Origin of the sequence: Spirillospora sp. CA-128828, assembly GCF_050945415.1 — a bacterium.
Classification (GTDB): Bacteria; Actinomycetota; Actinomycetes; order Streptosporangiales; family Streptosporangiaceae; genus Spirillospora.
In genome coordinates, this window is record NZ_CP191986.1 from 7,984,093 (window position 1) to 7,999,925 (window position 15,833).

General features: G+C 65.7%; 13 protein-coding genes, 1 tRNA gene and 1 pseudogene. 7 read left to right on the forward strand and 8 right to left on the reverse strand.

The annotated features are described in order from the left end of the window. Nucleotides 1-276: 276 nt before the first annotated feature. Nucleotides 277-1,044 carry an AfsR/SARP family transcriptional regulator gene (locus ACQPXG_RS38445; protein ID WP_433464062.1) on the reverse strand — a complete coding sequence of 256 codons (768 nt, stop codon included), beginning with the start codon at nucleotides 1,042-1,044 and terminating at the stop codon, nucleotides 277-279. A 210-nt stretch (nucleotides 1,045-1,254) separates the two neighbouring features. On the opposite strand from ACQPXG_RS38445, the gene ACQPXG_RS38450 reads away from it, so the two are divergent. Further along, a complete protein-coding gene (locus tag ACQPXG_RS38450; RefSeq protein ID WP_433464063.1) occupies nucleotides 1,255-2,841 on the forward strand; it encodes an SAM-dependent methyltransferase in 1,587 nt (528 codons plus the stop codon). On the opposite strand, the gene ACQPXG_RS38455 is transcribed toward ACQPXG_RS38450, so the two are convergent. Beyond that, nucleotides 2,828-4,006, reverse strand: coding sequence for a cytochrome P450 (locus tag ACQPXG_RS38455; RefSeq protein WP_433464064.1), 1,179 nt, complete (start codon nucleotides 4,004-4,006; stop codon nucleotides 2,828-2,830). The two genes, ACQPXG_RS38450 and ACQPXG_RS38455, sit on opposite strands and share 14 nt — an antisense overlap. A gap of 459 nt (nucleotides 4,007-4,465) precedes the next feature. Here ACQPXG_RS38455 and ACQPXG_RS38460 point away from each other — a divergent pair, with 459 nt between their 5' ends. Both ACQPXG_RS38460 and ACQPXG_RS38465 read left to right on the forward strand, forming a co-directional pair. Further along, nucleotides 4,466-5,440, forward strand: coding sequence for an AfsR/SARP family transcriptional regulator (locus ACQPXG_RS38460; protein WP_433470123.1), 975 nt, complete (start codon nucleotides 4,466-4,468; stop codon nucleotides 5,438-5,440). A 1,851-nt stretch (nucleotides 5,441-7,291) separates the two neighbouring features. Continuing rightward, nucleotides 7,292-7,355: transfer RNA gene (locus ACQPXG_RS38465), tRNA-Arg, on the forward strand. Nucleotides 7,356-8,210: 855 nt separating this feature from the next. Here the strand turns inward: ACQPXG_RS38465 and ACQPXG_RS38470 are convergent. Then, nucleotides 8,211-9,290, reverse strand: a pseudogene (locus ACQPXG_RS38470) (recombinase family protein); the annotation flags it as partial. 202 nt (nucleotides 9,291-9,492) lie between these two features. Next, nucleotides 9,493-10,062, reverse strand: a complete 570-nt coding sequence (locus tag ACQPXG_RS38475) for a DNA methyltransferase (RefSeq protein WP_433464065.1) — start codon at nucleotides 10,060-10,062, stop codon at nucleotides 9,493-9,495. 55 nt (nucleotides 10,063-10,117) lie between these two features. Here ACQPXG_RS38475 and ACQPXG_RS38480 point away from each other — a divergent pair, with 55 nt between their 5' ends. Together ACQPXG_RS38480 and ACQPXG_RS38485 are read left to right on the forward strand one after the other, a co-directional pair. Next, on the forward strand, nucleotides 10,118-10,432 hold the full coding sequence (locus ACQPXG_RS38480) for a transposase (protein ID WP_433461962.1): 315 nt from the start codon (nucleotides 10,118-10,120) through the stop codon (nucleotides 10,430-10,432). After that, on the forward strand, nucleotides 10,429-11,340 hold the full coding sequence (locus tag ACQPXG_RS38485; RefSeq protein ID WP_433464066.1) for an IS3 family transposase: 912 nt from the start codon (nucleotides 10,429-10,431) through the stop codon (nucleotides 11,338-11,340). The genes ACQPXG_RS38480 and ACQPXG_RS38485 overlap by 4 nt, the downstream gene beginning before the upstream one ends. On the opposite strand, the gene ACQPXG_RS38490 is transcribed toward ACQPXG_RS38485, so the two are convergent. The 4 genes from ACQPXG_RS38490 to ACQPXG_RS38505 all read right to left on the reverse strand — a co-directional run bounded on the left by ACQPXG_RS38490 (nucleotide 11,321) and on the right by ACQPXG_RS38505 (nucleotide 13,592). Continuing rightward, the gene (locus ACQPXG_RS38490) at nucleotides 11,321-11,905 is read right to left on the reverse strand and encodes an SAM-dependent methyltransferase (protein WP_433464067.1); all 585 of its coding nucleotides are present in this window, start codon (nucleotides 11,903-11,905) and stop codon (nucleotides 11,321-11,323) included. The two genes, ACQPXG_RS38485 and ACQPXG_RS38490, sit on opposite strands and share 20 nt — an antisense overlap. Next, a complete protein-coding gene (locus ACQPXG_RS38495; protein ID WP_433464068.1) occupies nucleotides 11,902-12,753 on the reverse strand; it encodes an SAM-dependent methyltransferase in 852 nt (283 codons plus the stop codon). The genes ACQPXG_RS38490 and ACQPXG_RS38495 overlap by 4 nt, the downstream gene beginning before the upstream one ends. Then, nucleotides 12,750-12,956, reverse strand: a complete 207-nt coding sequence (locus ACQPXG_RS38500) for a hypothetical protein (RefSeq protein ID WP_433464069.1) — start codon at nucleotides 12,954-12,956, stop codon at nucleotides 12,750-12,752. The genes ACQPXG_RS38495 and ACQPXG_RS38500 overlap by 4 nt, the downstream gene beginning before the upstream one ends. A gap of 474 nt (nucleotides 12,957-13,430) precedes the next feature. Then, nucleotides 13,431-13,592: a hypothetical protein gene (locus ACQPXG_RS38505; protein ID WP_433464070.1), complete on the reverse strand. Its 162-nt coding sequence runs from the start codon at nucleotides 13,590-13,592 to the stop codon at nucleotides 13,431-13,433. 149 nt (nucleotides 13,593-13,741) lie between these two features. Here ACQPXG_RS38505 and ACQPXG_RS38510 point away from each other — a divergent pair, with 149 nt between their 5' ends. Together ACQPXG_RS38510 and ACQPXG_RS38515 are read left to right on the forward strand one after the other, a co-directional pair. Further along, nucleotides 13,742-14,197, forward strand: a complete 456-nt coding sequence (locus ACQPXG_RS38510) for a hypothetical protein (RefSeq protein WP_433464071.1) — start codon at nucleotides 13,742-13,744, stop codon at nucleotides 14,195-14,197. A gap of 24 nt (nucleotides 14,198-14,221) precedes the next feature. Continuing rightward, nucleotides 14,222-15,571, forward strand: coding sequence for a hypothetical protein (locus tag ACQPXG_RS38515; RefSeq protein WP_433464072.1), 1,350 nt, complete (start codon nucleotides 14,222-14,224; stop codon nucleotides 15,569-15,571). Nucleotides 15,572-15,833 lie beyond the last annotated feature (262 nt).

The window sequence follows — 15,833 nt, forward strand, 5'->3', positions numbered from 1 at the left end:
TGCTGCCAGACCGGTCGTGTGGGGACCGGCACGCCGGCTGAGCGTCGGCGGGCTCGGCGATGGGCTCGGCGGATGCGGCGTCGCCTCCGCCGGGTTCGACCAGGGTGTCGGTGAGTGCCCGGACAGCGGCCAAGTCTCGCACCGGCACCACGGAAAGATCATTTCCGTGGTGCCGGTGGACCGAGGTCTTGGGCGTGGGCCGCTGGCAGCCCTCGCCATCTGGCGAATACGCGCCAGTTGGGCTTCAAAAAGCGGCCCTACCGTATCGTTTATGGCCTACATCGACCTTGTCCATTCCAGAGACGGGTCATCGTTGATGATTTTTCTCCTGAGCGTTCGCAGAGCAAGCCCTGGCTTTGCCCCCGCTCCTGCCATCACTGCGGCCTCGGCGCTCTCGTACTCCAGCAACGCAAGAGCCTTCTGGCCAGAGCGAGCCAACGCCACCATTCTCAGGGACCGCAGATGCTCATTGAGCGGATCTGCCGCGACAAGCACCGGGGTCTTGGCCGCGGCTTCGCGATGTCGGCCTGCCGACAACATGGTTTCGACCATCGACTCCACGATGACCTGCTGCTCGTTCCTCAGCGCATTCAAGTACCCAGCGGCGGCAGGACTGTAGGGCAGTCCCGTCATGGGTGAGTCCACCCACAGGTCCAGGGCCTGCTCATACAATCCGGCCGCCCTTGCCGGGTCATCAAAACGCAGGTGGTCGGCCCTTGCTGTAAGAAGGCGGGAGACCCTCAGATCGACATAATCCCGCTCATGGCCGATGAAGCGGTAGCGGTCGTGGGCGTATATAACTCGGTCACCGCCTAGGACCTTCCGCAGTTTGCTCATCGTGACCTTGAGCGAAGCGTTTCGGTCGAAGTCGTCATCGAGGCCCCACAGCATGTCTTTCATGTGCTGCCGTGAGATACCGCTGCGGCCTCCTACCGCGACCAGGAGTCCCAGTGCAGCAGCTGCGAGCGGTTGGAGCGGAACGCGCTCTCGGTTGTCCGTTTGCACTTCGACCCCACCGCTGAGCACCCGAATGTACAAGGTCACGCTTCTTTCTGGTCGGTTAACAGGGTTGTTTGCGCGGGGTCATGCGGGACGATAGTGGGCGCAGGTCATCAATCGGTCATCAGGCTCATCAGCGTCCGGCCTCTGACTGAAGGAGGCCCACGTGTCCGGATCCGGCCACGACCCAGATGGCCGGATCCGGCCTCAGTCAGTAGCGTCCATGATCACGAACCCGGAGAAGGGGGAAGAAGAGTGGAGCTGCGAGTCCTCGGGCATCGGCTGACGGCTAAGGACGACACCGGCGCACCGATCGACATCTCCCGTGGACAGGTTCGGGAGCTGCTCTGCGTTCTGGCGATCGAGCCCGGTTCTGTGGTGTCGAGTGCCGCGCTCGTCGAGCGCCTCTGGGATCCGAGTGGCGGTGACCCGGCTAAGAGCCTCAAGCAAGCCGTCTACAACACGCGCCAAGTGCTGCCTGGAGATCGACTCCGTACCGAGGCGGGCGGCTACAGCCTCCACTTGGACGACAGCGACTACCTCGACCTCGTTGAGTTCCAGCAGTTGACCGATGAAGCCCGAGTTGCCCGCGACTCCGCACCGCGGAACGCTGTGGAGTTGTACTGGCAAGCACTAGGACTGTGGGGAACCCCGCCACTTGGGGACCTGCCGCAAACCATGGGCATGAAACCGCACCGGCAAAACCTGCTCGGCGGATTGCAGGACGCGCGAGAGGAACTGGCCGAAGCTCTGCTTCAAATCCACAACTTCCGAGAGGTGATCAGCTCGGCCACCCGATGGCTGATGGAAGATCCCTACAACGAGCACCTGCGCGGGCTGCTCATGCTGGCCCTCAACGGTGCGGGCCGCAAGGGCGAGGCGCTGCGCGCCTACCGTGATGCGATCGCGTTGCTTGAACCGCACGCCAAGCCGGGAGGCTGGCTGGAGAGCATCGCCGCGCAGATCACCGCCAACCAGCATGATGCCGCTTGGAGCCCTCGCCCGGTCTGGCTCGCTTCCGAAGCGCACCGCCTGGTCGGCGACGGAATCGACATCACCATGCCGAGCCCGGCTCGCGTCTATGACTGCCTGCTTGGCGGCAAGGACAACTTCGCCGTCGACCGGGAGGCGGCCGCGACGATGGTCAAGAGCTATCCTCCTGCGGCGCAAGTGGCTCGGGTGAATCGCGCCTTTGTCATACGAGCCGTGCGCTACCTGGCTCAAGCAGGGATCCGCCAATTCATCGACGTTGGGACCGGACTGCCGACTCTGGAGAACATTCACCAGGTCGCGCGCCAGACCATTCCCGATGCCCGCGTCCTGTACATCGACAACGACCCCATCGTGTGCGCCTACGGCCGTGCACTCCTGACGACTGACGAGGGCGTCGACCTGATCCAGGCCGACGTCCGCCACCCCCAGGAGATTCTGGAGCACGCGGCGACGCGGCAGCTCATCGACCTCAGCCAGCCGACCGCGATTCTGCTGGCCGCCGTCCTGCATTTCGTCTCCGACCAAGACGACCCGCATGCGATCGCACAGGCATACGCCCATGCCTTGCCGCCCGGCGGCTACCTCGTCATCTCCCACTGCACGCCCCCCGAAAACTTCGTGCAGCACCTCACCACCCCCGGAGGTGCGTGGGGCCGAGGCGGCATCAACCCGCGGGACAACGCCACGATCGCTCGCTACTTTGACGGGCTGACCCTGATGGAGCCTGGACGGCTGGTCGACGCCCCTGACTGGCGTCCCGACCTGGCCACCGACAAAGTCGAGCCTGGCCTGGGCACCTGGTGGGTCGGTGTCGCACGCAAAGAGGCGACGGCCCTCATCGGGGCTTGACCATCGTTGGCAAGCTGGCGAAACCGCGGGCCGTCCCGGCGTACGCCGGCCGGGCCCTGTCGGCGTCGATGTCGTAGTGACCGACCCGGGTCGCTAGCTCGCCGAGCACGACCTTGGCCTCCAACCGGGCCAGCGGCGCTCCCAGGCAGAAGTGCGGGCCGAGCCCGAAGGCGATGGTGCGGCGGGTATCGCGGCCAAGGTCGTAGCGGCCCGGGTCGGTGAACACCTCTGGGTCGCGGTTGGCGGCGGCCTGCAGCAGCAGTATCCGCGCCCCGCGGGGCAGTCCCGTTCCGGAAACCTCCACCTCCTGTGTCGTTGTCCGCAGCACGTACTGCACAGGGCTGTCGTAGCGCAACGTCTCGGCGATCCAGTCCTCGATCCCGCCGGAGAAGGCGATTTTCCGCTGGTCGGGGTTGCGCCAGGCCCAGTACCAGGCAGCCGCGATCAGCCGGGTGGTGGTCTCGTTGCCGGCGGCCACCAGCAGCACCAAGCAAGCGATGATCTCCTGGTCGGTAAGAGGCCTCCCCTCGGTCCGGGCGGTGACCAACGCCGAAGTCAGATCCTCTCGCGGCCGACGCCGCCGTTCAGCGATCAGGCCGAGCAGGTACTCCACCAGCTTCGCTAATGCTGCAGCCCCGTCGGGGGGCACGTCGCGGGAGCCCGGCGGTCGATCGGCGGCCTGGTTCGCCATGTGGCGTACCGTTCGGCGCTCTGCGGGCGGAACACCGATCAGTTCGGAGATCACGTCCATCGGAACGTTAGCGGCCAGGTCGGCGACAAAGTCGAAGCTGCCGCGCTCCAGCGCGGGCTCCAGGTGCGACCGGGTGATCCGCACGATCTCCGGTTCCAGGGCGGCCACCTGGGCAGGACCGAAAACCGGCGCCGCAAGCGCCCGCATCACGGTGTGCCGGGGCGCGTCCATCGCCACGAACGACAAGACCTTGTGCGCGTTCGGACCCCATATCGACGGATCCAGCAGCGGCCCGTTGTTGCTGGAGAACCGCGTCGGGTCGCGCAGCGCTGCCGCCACGTCCCGGTGCCGGGTAAGCGCCCAGAAATCGAGCTCGACGTTGCGGTAAACCGGTGCCTCCCGCTGCAACCTGGCATAGGTCGGATACGGGTCCACACGGAACGCTTCGCTGTAGGGATCGAGCTCCACCGGCACTGGCCAGCACCCGCTTTCCAATTGGTGGTCATGTCTTGTTCGAGGATCGCTGTCCCGAGATGGTTTTGACCAGACCCCGTCGGCGATTGCACGACATTCCGCTGCGCATCTGCGCGCTCCCGCGCTGTTACCGCAGCATGTCAGCATGCTTACAGGGCTCCCGCGTCGGATCCCGGTAGACGTGTTGGATGCCTCCGGCCCAGGCGTGGGGACGAGCGGAGGTGCCGGCTTCAGGTACAGATCACCGCCGCGCACAAGACCTGATGATGTCCGGATCCGGCCAAGCTCAAGGGTGATCCGCCCTGGTCGGGCGCCCCAGCCACAGCATGACGATCACCCGCCAACCAATCGGTAACCGATTGATCACCAACCGATATCCCGCCCCTCATATGGTGACTCGCGAAATGACAAGCCCATACAGAAGCCCACGGGTGAGGAAGTGGAGAAATGGAAATCAGGATGTTGCAAGGGGACCTGGCCGTCCTGCGCGATGACGGACAAAACGTCTTCAGCGAGAATTCGAGTCCTCAGCATCGAATCCGTAACCTGGTCTGCGTCCTCGCCCTGGGAGATCAGGGCTTCTCCGCGTCCGAGTTGAAGCCCCTGATCTGGAGACCAAAAGAGTGCAGTGACCAAACATCAGCATTGACCAGCTTGATCTACAACGCTCGCCGGGTGCTTCCACCAGGTCGGCTCATCACATCACCACCAGGCAAAGGGCCACGGCGATACAGTCTCTTGTGTCAAGACAGTGACATCGACGTCGCTTGCTTCCTACTGGCAGTCGGCAAAGCCGAACGGTCAAGGGCCAACGGAAGACTCGAAGAATCCGCACGCCACTACGCCCAGGCCGCCTCCCTGTGGCCAACCACGACCTCGTCCGCCCGAGCCCTGCCGGACTTCCCTCGAACCCGCCTCATGCTCCAGATCCGCGACCGATTGCTGGCCCACCGGCGGGAGGTGGCCGAAGCCTACGCCGAGACCCAGCTACGCCTCGGGCGCCATACGGCGAGCCTCGCAGACGAGATCCTTCAGTCGATCCGCGCGCATCCGACCAACACACGCCTCTGGCGGCTGCACATCATCGCCCTGTACCGCGCCGGCTACAAGGGAGACGCTCTGCGGGCCGACGAGGCGGTACGGACCCTGTTTGAGGATGAGTTCCAGGCAGGCCCTGGAACAGGCATGGACCAGCTACAGGCACAGGTCCTAGCCGACGATCCCGTTCTGTGGACGGATGCAGCTCTTCAGGAGTCGACACCCGGAGTGCTCAACAAAGTCTCGCCACTGAACCTGGCATCGACGCCCATAAGAGGCGCTCGCGCAAGCCTGCGACCGCACACCCATCTGAATCGTGACGTCACAGTGCGTGCCCGAGAGCTCGCCGGCACTGCCCGGCATACGGATCCGTCGACCACGTCGTCCCAGCGTTGACTTCTAAGAAAGGACGGAGGAAAGCGATCCTCGGCTGCGAGTATGGGGCAAGCCTCCACCTCGAAGAGGGTCAACTAGAGAACGAACCTACTCCGCACGCTGCGTATCCAAGGTCTCTCTATCCGTATCAGAGCCCATCACCCATCAACGCGGCCCCGGCGCGAACCTCCAAGAACGACGCCGGGACCGCCTGCCCCTCGAAGGAGCACCTCCTACGATGTCACGCCACGAGCGGAAATGGCTAACAGTCGAGTATATCCTCGACGATCTTGACATCCCACGCCGTACATGGCAGCAGTGGCGAGCCCTTGGCCGCACTCCCACCTGCAAGCGTCTCCCCAACGGCAAGCTGCGGATCCGGCGCTCAGACTACGAGTCCTGGCTCGACTCCTTGCAGGAGGTCGACGCTCGATGAGGATGAGCCACGACGTAACAATCTACGAGATCAACTATCGAAAGGACAGGAAGCACCCATACGGTGTTCGTTGGAAGGTCGCGAGCAAACGGCACTCGCGTTGGTACCAGACCGTGGCGCTTGCTGACAGCGAGAGGTCTGCCCTCATCCAGGCAACTCGTCGAGGAGAAGGCTTTGACATCGAGTCTGGCTGGCCCGAAAGCAAGCTCCGCGAGATCGCCAATGTCTCATGGTTCACCCATGCCGTCGAATACATCGACAAGAAATGGTCCGCCGCATCCGCCCACCACCGAGTCTCAATGGTGGAAACACTAGTCACGGCGACCACTGCCCTAGTGGCCGGTAAGCGCGGCGAGCCAGACTCAGAAGTCCTGAGGAAAGCCCTTCGAAACTGGGCCTTCAATCCCAAACATCGCGACGATCCACAGCCAAGTCAAATCGCCTCGTCCCTGGCCTGGGTCGCCAAGAAGACGCCTTCGATGTCAGAGTTCGCCGAACATAGCGTTATACAAACATTGCTCGATGCCTGCGCTACCAATCTCGACGGCAAGCCTTCGGCTCCGGCCTACTTCAGTCGACGACGTCGCGTCCTCTCCAACGTCCTGAAGTATGCAGTCAGCAAGAAGCGACTGGCCAGCAACCCACTTCATGATCCTAGCCTTCAATGGGAACCGCCCACCCGGGACAGCGAAGAAGAGGAGGTTGACCCTAGAGTTGTAGGAAGCCCCGAACAGATGCGCTCAATGCTTATCGCGGTGAGCCAGGTTGGACGAACTCAAGGGCCACGATTCGTCGCATTCTTCGCATGCCTTTACTTCGGCATGCTCCGCCCATCCGAGGCGACCGGTCTCCGTAAGCGCGACTGCATCCTCCCGTCTAGCGGATGGGGCCGACTCCTCCTATCGTCATCCGATCCCGCCACCGGCAAGGCCTGGACGGACAACGGCGACGTACACGAGGAGCGTGGCCTCAAAGGGAGGAACAGGAAGGCTGTACGCCCCGTTCCAATCCCGCCCGAACTCGTCTCAATCCTGAGGGAGCACATTACGGTGTTCGGCGTGGGTCCGGACGGACGCTTGTTTCGCAGCGTCAACGGCAACGCCATACAACCATCGACCTACTGGCGGGTCTGGCAACGAGCCCGCGAGACAGCGCTGACCTCCGCGGGGATCGACTCACCCCTTATGAAACGGCCCTACGATCTCCGCCACGGTGGGGTTTCCATGAGGCTCTACGCTGGGGTTCCTGCGCCTCAAGTGGCCGAGTGGGCCGGCCATAGCCTTGAGGTTCTACAGAAGGTCTACGCCAAGGTCGTCGCAGGCTTCGAAGACGTCTGGTTCGAGCGGATGGACGCCGTACTGGACCCCGCCCCAAAAGCCTCATCGGGGCCGGGTACTGAGCGGGTAACAAGAAGCCCTCGGACTCCCCATCTTCCCAGCTCAAGCCGGTTTACGCTCAGGGCCTCCGGAGCCGTGTGCGCAGGTTCGAATCCTGCAGGGGGCACCTAGAAGATGGGAACGACCGGCCGTCTTGTTGGTCGTCGTCCCTCTGCATGTCAGATCCTCGCTCAGTGACGGTCTCGGTGGCTCTGGTGAGCATCTTCACCGTATCTTCTCGCACCGTCACTCGGAATGTGGCCTCGTGGCGGGTCCGGTTGTAGCGGATCTGTAGCTGGAAGGCATCGAAGAGCCTTCGCTCTAGATCCTCAGGCAGCTCGGACAGGTTGAGCGGCAAATGCGGGATGAGATCGAGGAGCTCTGCATCGTTGCCGCCCGGAGGCGTATCAGCGTTGAGTTGGTCGAGCTCAGCTTGCTTGGTACGCCGGGAGGTCGTCAGCTCCGCGAAGCGCCGTTGGACTGACTGGCGGTAGTCGCGGTCAGCGTCGGCGTCGCCGGTGGACTCGAAGGTCTCCAGTTGCGTGATCAGGTTGTCTTGCCGGCGCTGGAGGTCGGCGAGTTCCCGCTTGAGCTGCTTGCCACGCTTGTTGGCGACAGAATCCGCGCGTGCCGCGGCTGAGCGTCGGAGTTGGTCGCGTAGGTGCGTATGCCGGCGGGGTCCGAAGATCCGCTCGGCGAAGAAGTGGCGGACGCCGTCTAGCAGGACGTCCTCGCGGACCCAGAGGCTTTTGGGGTGCTCGCTGTACCAGTCGGCGCGATCCTTGTGATGCTGCCGTTCGGGTTGGCAGGCGAAGTAGGCGATGCCGTGGCGGGTCTTGCCGAACATCCTTCGTTCGCACAGGTCGCAGGAGACATACGAGCGAAGCCTGTAGGAGCGCTTGGTCTGGGGGTGTGTGCTGGCGGCGTTGGTGGGGCGCGAGCCCTGACGGTGTTTCGCCACGGGAGAGGCGGCTTCGAAAAGGTCCTTGGTGACCAGCGGCTCGTGGGTAGGGCGAGGTGACCAGATCCACTCGGTTGCCGGGTTGTGGCGTCCGCCCTTCTTGCTGGCGCGGCGGTTCCAGACCATGTAGCCGGTGTACTTGGGGTTGGTGAGGACGCCGCGGACGGCCGAGCCGGTCCAGCGCCCAACTGCACGACGGGGATCGACCGGCTCGGGAGGCGGATGGCTGCTGACGTCGGTGTTCAGCCGGTCGGCGATGTCGTCGTATCCCAGGCGCTGCAATGCCCGTAGTTGGAAGATCGTTGTGACGGTGGGGCCTTTGGCTGGATCGGGGATCAGCCGTGTCTTGGTCTTGCCTTCCGAGCGTCTGGCCGGTACTGGGTGGGGACACTTGTCGGCCATGTATCCATAGGGTGGTCGTCCGATGTTCCAGCCTTGCTCGGTGTGCTCACAAAAACCGTCCCATGACAGTTCGAGCATCTGCAGCACGTACCATTCAGCAATGGCTTGGTTGATCCGCCTTGTAAGAATAGGAGCTGCACGCTTCCGAGACCGCCGCCCTTTTCCAGAATCAGGAAGTATGGGTTCGTTTGCAGCCAGCAGGGGAACGCCTTGCTGTTCGAGCTCATATTCGATTTTGGTGCCGAAGTAGGTACGGCGGGCTACGCGATCGATTCCTTCGCAGATAACCGCCACGAACCGCCGGTCCGGCCGTGCCGCCTCTGCCAGTAGGTCCTGAATTCCGCCGTCGCGGGGAATCGCGATGGCGAACTGCTCGTGGGCACGACCATAGCCGCGTTCGTTGAGATTCTTGCGGCCGGACTCCACGTCATAGAAGTGCGCGACGATGACGTACCCGCTGGGCAACGCCTCCCGGGACTTGCGTAGCTGCCGCGGCAGCGACAGTGATGGATCCTGCTGGTCATCGGTGGACGTGCGGCCCAGCCATGCGACGGGCACGGACAGTCCGGCCTGGGACGCGCCGTCAAGCGGGTTAGCCTCATCGTCCGTACCGAGCCAGGGCAGCACCACGTCTCCAGTGCCGCGTTCTCGGTTTTGACCGTCTACCTCTTGGGATCGGCGTGCCGATGTAGCCATTGAAGAATCTCTCGGATGACTGCGAGCTGAGTGGCTTCCAGCGCCTCACCCTCGCTGCCGCCTACAGCGACAAACTCAATGCGCGTCGAGATGGAAGGCGCATGATCTTGGTCAACGCTGGGAACGTCCTGCGACTGGGCAGCATATTGGCTGTTCAACTCAGGACACCTAGCCGAAAGGTTAGGTTTCTGTGCTCGGCGGGTCACTGGGTCTCATCATGTTCGCGGCCGTCGGCTTCCCGGAGTCGGCGTTTGGCGGCGCGGCTTAGCTCCTGCCTCTGCTCCATGCCGGTGAAGGAGCGGCCGAGTTGCCGGGCGGCGATCCCAGTGGTGCCGTCTGCCGCGAACATGTCCAGGACGGTACCGCCCGGGCGGCATCCGGCGGCAATGCAGGCGAGCGGCACCTCTATCGGCAGGGTGTGCCGTTGCGGTCGTGCCGGCAGCGACCAGACGTCGCCTATAGGTTCGAGCGGCAACGTTTCAGGTTCTTGCCGCTTCAGCGGCTGTCGTGCCGCACGGCGTCGGTCGCGGCAATTGCTGCTTCCTCTGCAACTCATGCCGCTCCCGTCCTGGTCAGCATGCCGCCGGTTGTGCTGCCGGCCGGAGTGACGCGCTAACCCCTTGCGGTCCTGTTCGGCGGCCGCATTGTGGTCGTGTTCGGCGGACGGGCGGTCCAGGAGGTGACGGAAGGTGTCACGGTCGAAGTGGTATCGGTCCGATTTGACCAGCAGGAAGATCAGCTCGTAGGAGAGCGCGAACCGGTCGTCTGGCAAGGTCTTGTGCCTCCCCTCGTAGCGTGGAGACCTGAACCAGAGAGATGGTTGGGTCGTGGGAGACAAGAGACGCCGGTTCGATCCGGAGTTCCGTGAGGGAGCGGTGCGGATCGTCAAGGAGACCGGCAAGCCCGTCGCGCAGGTCGCGCGGGATCTGGGGATCAACCCCTACACGCTGCACAACTGGATGAAGGTCGACCGTGAGCGGGAGGCCGCGGGCGAGGCGTTGCGCGGGTCCGAGCGTGAGGAGCTGGCTCGGCTGCGCCGGCAGAAGGCCGAGTGGGCCAAGGAACGCGCTGAGCTTGAGATGGAGCGTGAGGTGCTCAAGCGATCAGTGGTCCTGTGGGTGAAGGACTCGATGAACCGGTGATCGTCGCGGAGTTCATCGCGTCCTGCAGGACCGAGCACGGCATCCCGCACGCGATCGCCTGCCGGGCCCTTGAGGTCTCGCAGTCCTGGTTCTACAAGCACATCAACCGCGCCCCGACCGCGCGCGAGCAGCGGCGGGCCCGGCTGGACGAGGCGATCAAGCGGCTGTTCACCGCCTCGGGCGGCACCTACGGCAGCCCGCGGATCACCGATGATCTGCGGGAGGAGGGCTGGAGGGTCTCGGTCAACACCGTTGCCGTGCGGATGGCCGAGCTCGGTCTGGCCGGGCGTCCGCCGGGGCGGCGGCGGTCGTTGACCCGGCCGGGACGTCGGCCGGCCGCGCCCGACCTGGTGCGCCGCAGCTTCACCGCCGTGGCGCCGGATCTGCTGTGGTGCGGGGACGTGACGCAGATCGACACCGACGAGGGACCGCTGTATCTGGCCACGGTCGAGGACCTGTTCTCGCGCCGGATGCTCGGCCACGCCATGAGCGAGCACCACGATGCGGCCCTGGCGGTGGCGTCGCTGCAGATGGCGGCCGCGACCAGAGGCGGTGACGTGGACGGGGTGATCTTCCATACCGACCGCGGATCGGAGTACACCGCGGCCCGCACGGCCGCGGCCTGCCGCGCCCTGGGCGTGGTGCAGTCGATGGGCCGGGTCGGCTGCGCGCTGGACAACGCCGCCGCCGAGGCGTTCAACAGCACTCTGAAGGTCGAGTTCGTCCACCGGCACCGCTTCACCACCCGCGCCGAGGCCCGCATCAAGGTCGCGACCTGGATCGCCGACTTCTACAACACCAGCCGCAGGCACAGCGCCAACGACGGGCTCGCCCCGATCACGTTCGAGCGTCAGATGGCAGAAACCCGCAGAGCATCAACGGCCCAGCTCAGGGCCGAAGTGGCATAACACCGTCTCCACGCTTTGAGGGGATTGACACCTGGGGATCGCCGAGGACGTCAAGACTGTTGATCAGCAGCACTGCCACCGGCCGGCCAAAGTCAAGGGTTTCGGCGGCGCCGTCTAGCACCGCGCGGGGATCGTCCAGCCCCGCCCGCACGAAATTGCAGGCACCGGTGAGCTCGCTGGAGAACAAGGCCTCGGCATGGGCCATCACCAACTCGTCGGCGTCGGCGTACACCACACGGGCGTGCGGGTTGATCGACTGGGCGATGGTGTGGACCTCGTCGACCAGCGGCATGTCGACACCGGCGACCAGCACCTGGTCGATGCCGCGCTCGCTGACCAGCGCCCGCACCACGCGCGTCCGGAACGCCAGCCGGTGCCGGGCCAGCGAAGGCATCTGCGGGAAGTGCGCCGTCACCTCTTCGCCGAGAGCGCGGTCCGCCGGGTTGTAGTCCTTCCCCTCGCCCCAGAACGCCCACAAACGCGCCATCGCGGGCCGGTCGGGATCGTAGGTGGTCAAGTCGCGCTCGGCAGCGCGCCAGTTGAACGCCATATCGCCGCCGGTCACCGAGCACCCCCCGGAGCACGAACGTGCTCCTGCTGGTGGCCAGGGAGCACGGCGGCCATCCCAAGGACGCGGACCGTGTCGTACAGCGGCCCCACGTACGTGCCGTCCGGCGACCAGCGCTGGACATCGACCAGACCGGGTGGGGCGACGATGTCCCAGCCGTCGGCCGGCGCCCGGATCTCCTCCTGCGACCGGAAGAAGATCGGGCTGACGGCCTTGTCGTCGTAGGCCTTGGTCATTCCAGCGACGCGCCGTTCGCTGGTCTGCGTCGAGGTCACGTGCGAGAGCACCACGACGCTGCCAGGAGCCAGGCGTTCCCGAAGGCCCACCATCACTGCGGCCGCATCGGGCACGAAGTGCAATACCGCCGCCAAGATCACGACCAGCGGCTCGGCCATGTCGATGAGGCCAACCGCATCGGGGTGCTTGAAGATGCCGTCGAGGTCGGTAACGTCGCCGCGCAGCACCCCGCCGTAGCCGCGGCGCAGCGCCCGCGCGTGCGCCAGCACGACCTCGTCGTTGTCGAACGCCAGCACCGTCGCGCCCGGGTCGACCTCCAAGACGCAGGTCTCCACCGATGGGAGCGGGAGATCGTTGACGATGCCGACTCCGATGTCTACGACCTGGCGGATCTGGTGCTCGGCAACGGCCCACGCCGCAGCGCGCCCGGCGAACCGGAAGTTCTCCCGCGCGGCCTCCGGCACGTCGGGGGCCGACCGGATGACCGCCTGCGCGGTCTCCTCGTCGAGGCTCGACCAGTCCTTACCGCGCAGGTAGTAGTTGTAGACGCGGGCCAGGCTGGCCTTGCCATGGTCGAGGCCGGACCTGCCGGTCGCATCGCTGGTCACGATGTCACCGCCCGCAGCTTCATACGCAGCTCCTGGGTGGTGCGGGCTTCCACCAGGTTCTCCGTGTTGAACAGCTCGGGGGGAAGCGGCCACCGTTGCGCCCACCAACCGCCTTGGGCGGTATGAATGATGTTCCAGCCCCTGAAGTCTCGCTTCAGGTCGGCCTTGGCGGCGTCCACGGGCGGGGTGGTAGATGCGGTCATGACGTTTCCCTATTGGAGAATGCGAGGGGTGTGCGACGGCCGGGGATCCGGTGTGGGTCGGCCTCCCCGCCACCTCGACCTGAGATGAGGTGTTGCACGGCCGCCCTTCCTCGACCTGCCATGTCGAGGTGAGGCGAGTCAGGCCGCTCGGGTATGCGGGGCCTGGTACTTTCCGCCCTGCGCGTGGATGACGCGGCTGCATCCCTCGTGCTGAACGCGGTCCCACGGCGCGGTGGGTAACTGTGGACCTACCACTGGGGGCCGTGCGGCCCGGCGGCACCCCCTTGTCGGCCACCGGGCCGCACAGTCTCAGCCCCGCAAGCGGGGGGCCGAGGGAAGGCACAGCAGGAACCCAACCGGAGAACCTCGTCCACGCAGTGCCCACGTACGCGGGGGCCGGGTTTGGAGACGGCTGACCCGTCTCCGCTCTGGTCAGACCGCTGTCCGCGTGGACGATCACCGGTGCGGGCGCGGTCATCGTGGGTCCCCGTCCGGCACGCCCATCAAGAACGCGAGCCGGTCGGCGGTCGCCTGCTCGTCGCCGATCCGGCCGATCTCATACCCACAGCCGATCAGGTAGCGGCTCGAGTTACAGGTGATGACCTCCTGCAGGGCACGTGAGATCGGGGTGGTCACCGTCAGGCAACAGTCAGCTCCTTGTACCGCTGTAGCCAGCCCGCGCTCTCGCAAGAGGCTGGCAAGCTGAGTCAGCCTCGCCATGGGTTCGAGTGAACCGGGCTCGCCAGTGCGGGCTACAGATGACATCTGGTGACAGGGGGCGGGACATGCCGCGCGCGGTGACGATCACGGGAACTCGTTCGACCGGCCACCGCACTCTGGCCGAGTACCGGGCGATATTCGAGGACTACCTGCGCCCCTTCGCGCACTCGGGTGTGCGTTTCCACCTCGGCGGCGCGTCCGGGATCGACTCGCTCGCCCTACTGTGGCTGACCGGCGAGACCGAGGCCGAACTGGTGGTCGTTGTCCCGGCCGAACTCACCGACCAGCCCGCTGACGCCCGCCGTGCGGTGGAAACCGCCCGCGAGGCCGACCGACTGACCGAACTGGTCGAACTCGGTGGTCAGACCCGCACCCCCGGCTACCACGCGCGTAACCGTTGGATGGTCGACCGGTCACAGATGACGATCGGGTTCCCCCACGCCGCCTCCGGCGGCGGCACCTGGCACACCCTCGACTACACCGCCAGCCAAGACAAACCACGATTGATAGTGCCGGTATGAACGCCCCGATGCTGTACTGATGCTGTGGACACCCAGCGGCAGGCCGGAGCACAATCCCTGCGCCGCCTTCGCCTGTCGCGCGGCTGGTCCTGGTCGGACCTGGCGACCCAGCTACGCGCCCTGGCCCGCACGCTCCGCATCACCCGGATCGCCGCCATCCAGCCGTCCAGCATCCGCCGAAGTATCGCCCGCTGGGAATCGGGGGCTGCCGTCCCCGATGAGCAATACCGGCTGCTGCTCGGCCACGCCTACGCCCGCACCCCCATGGGCACCGTGGCGCTCGGTCCTGGCTCGGACTTCGGCGAACTGCTCGACGCGCTCGCCCAACTCGGGGTGCCCGAAGAGCAGCTCACCGAACTCACCGGCACCGTGACGGCGGCGACCACCAGCTCGGGCATGAACCTACTGGCGTTCGTGAACGGGCCGCTGCGCGCCGACCTCGCCACGGCGCTGACCCGCCCCGAGAGGGCCGACCTGGAACTGGTGACCGGACTGGAAGCGGCCAGCGACGCCGTCGATGCCCAGATCGGAGCCGTGCCGTTCGCCCGGCTCCACCTCGCCCAAGCCGTTATCGTGGACGCCTGCCGATACCTGCTGCAGGCCGACCATCCCGCACCGGTCCAGGCCAAGCTGCGCACGGCCACCGCACGGGCATACGCCCTGGCCGCCAGGCTCGCCTTCGAAACCCACGACGACGCCACCGCACTCGCGCTCTACGACGAAGCGGTGACCGTCACCAATGAGACTGCCTTGTCCCGACGAGCCCTCATCCGATCCAGCCAGACGATGGTCGTCTACTACGCCACCGGTGACATCCAACGGGCCCGTCGTATAGCCGACACCGCCGTCCAAGACGCCCGGCGCGGCGACAGTGTCCTGATGCGCGCACGCGCCCACGCTCTGCAAGCCGAAATGGCCGCACGCAGCGCCCAGCACCGCCATGCCCATGCCGCTCTGCACCTTGCCTGGCACGACCTGGACGCCGACACCACCGACGACCCGATGAACGGCGCGTTCTCCCGCGGCCGGCTCCGCGGCTTCGAGGGCTTCTGCGGCATCTTCCTCGGCCAAGCCGAAACCGCCGAACGCCAACTGGCCGCATCCGCCCAGACCCTCACCGGCTCCCGGCACACCGTCCAACGCGCGATCGTGCTCACCGACCGGGCGCTCGCACGCCTGCACACCAGCGACGCGGGCGCACCAGAGGCCGCAGCCGAGCAACTCCACGAATGCGTTGACCTGACCGCCACCACCCGCGGCCGAGTACCGGGCCAGCGACTGCGCCAAGCACGTCTGGAGCTGCGCCCCTGGCGAGGAGAGCCGTTCGTCGCCGACCTCGACGACCACATCCACACCGCACTGATCGGCGTCTGAGGATCCGACAGCCGTGAAGATGGCCGCATCAGGAACCAGTCCCTGAAGGGCGCCGAGCATGCGCGCCGCCGCGCTCGTCTCCTTATCCCGTCGCGCTCACCGGGACCGCGCCGAGGTCACGGCTACACGCTCTGGGGATGTGGGTGAAACGTTCAACATCGCGGTGCAAGCGATGGCGTTGGCCACGCAAGGCCGCGTCGATGAGGCTTGTGAGCGGGGCCGCACGGAGATCGACATGGCCTCGGGTCTGACCCCTGCGCGC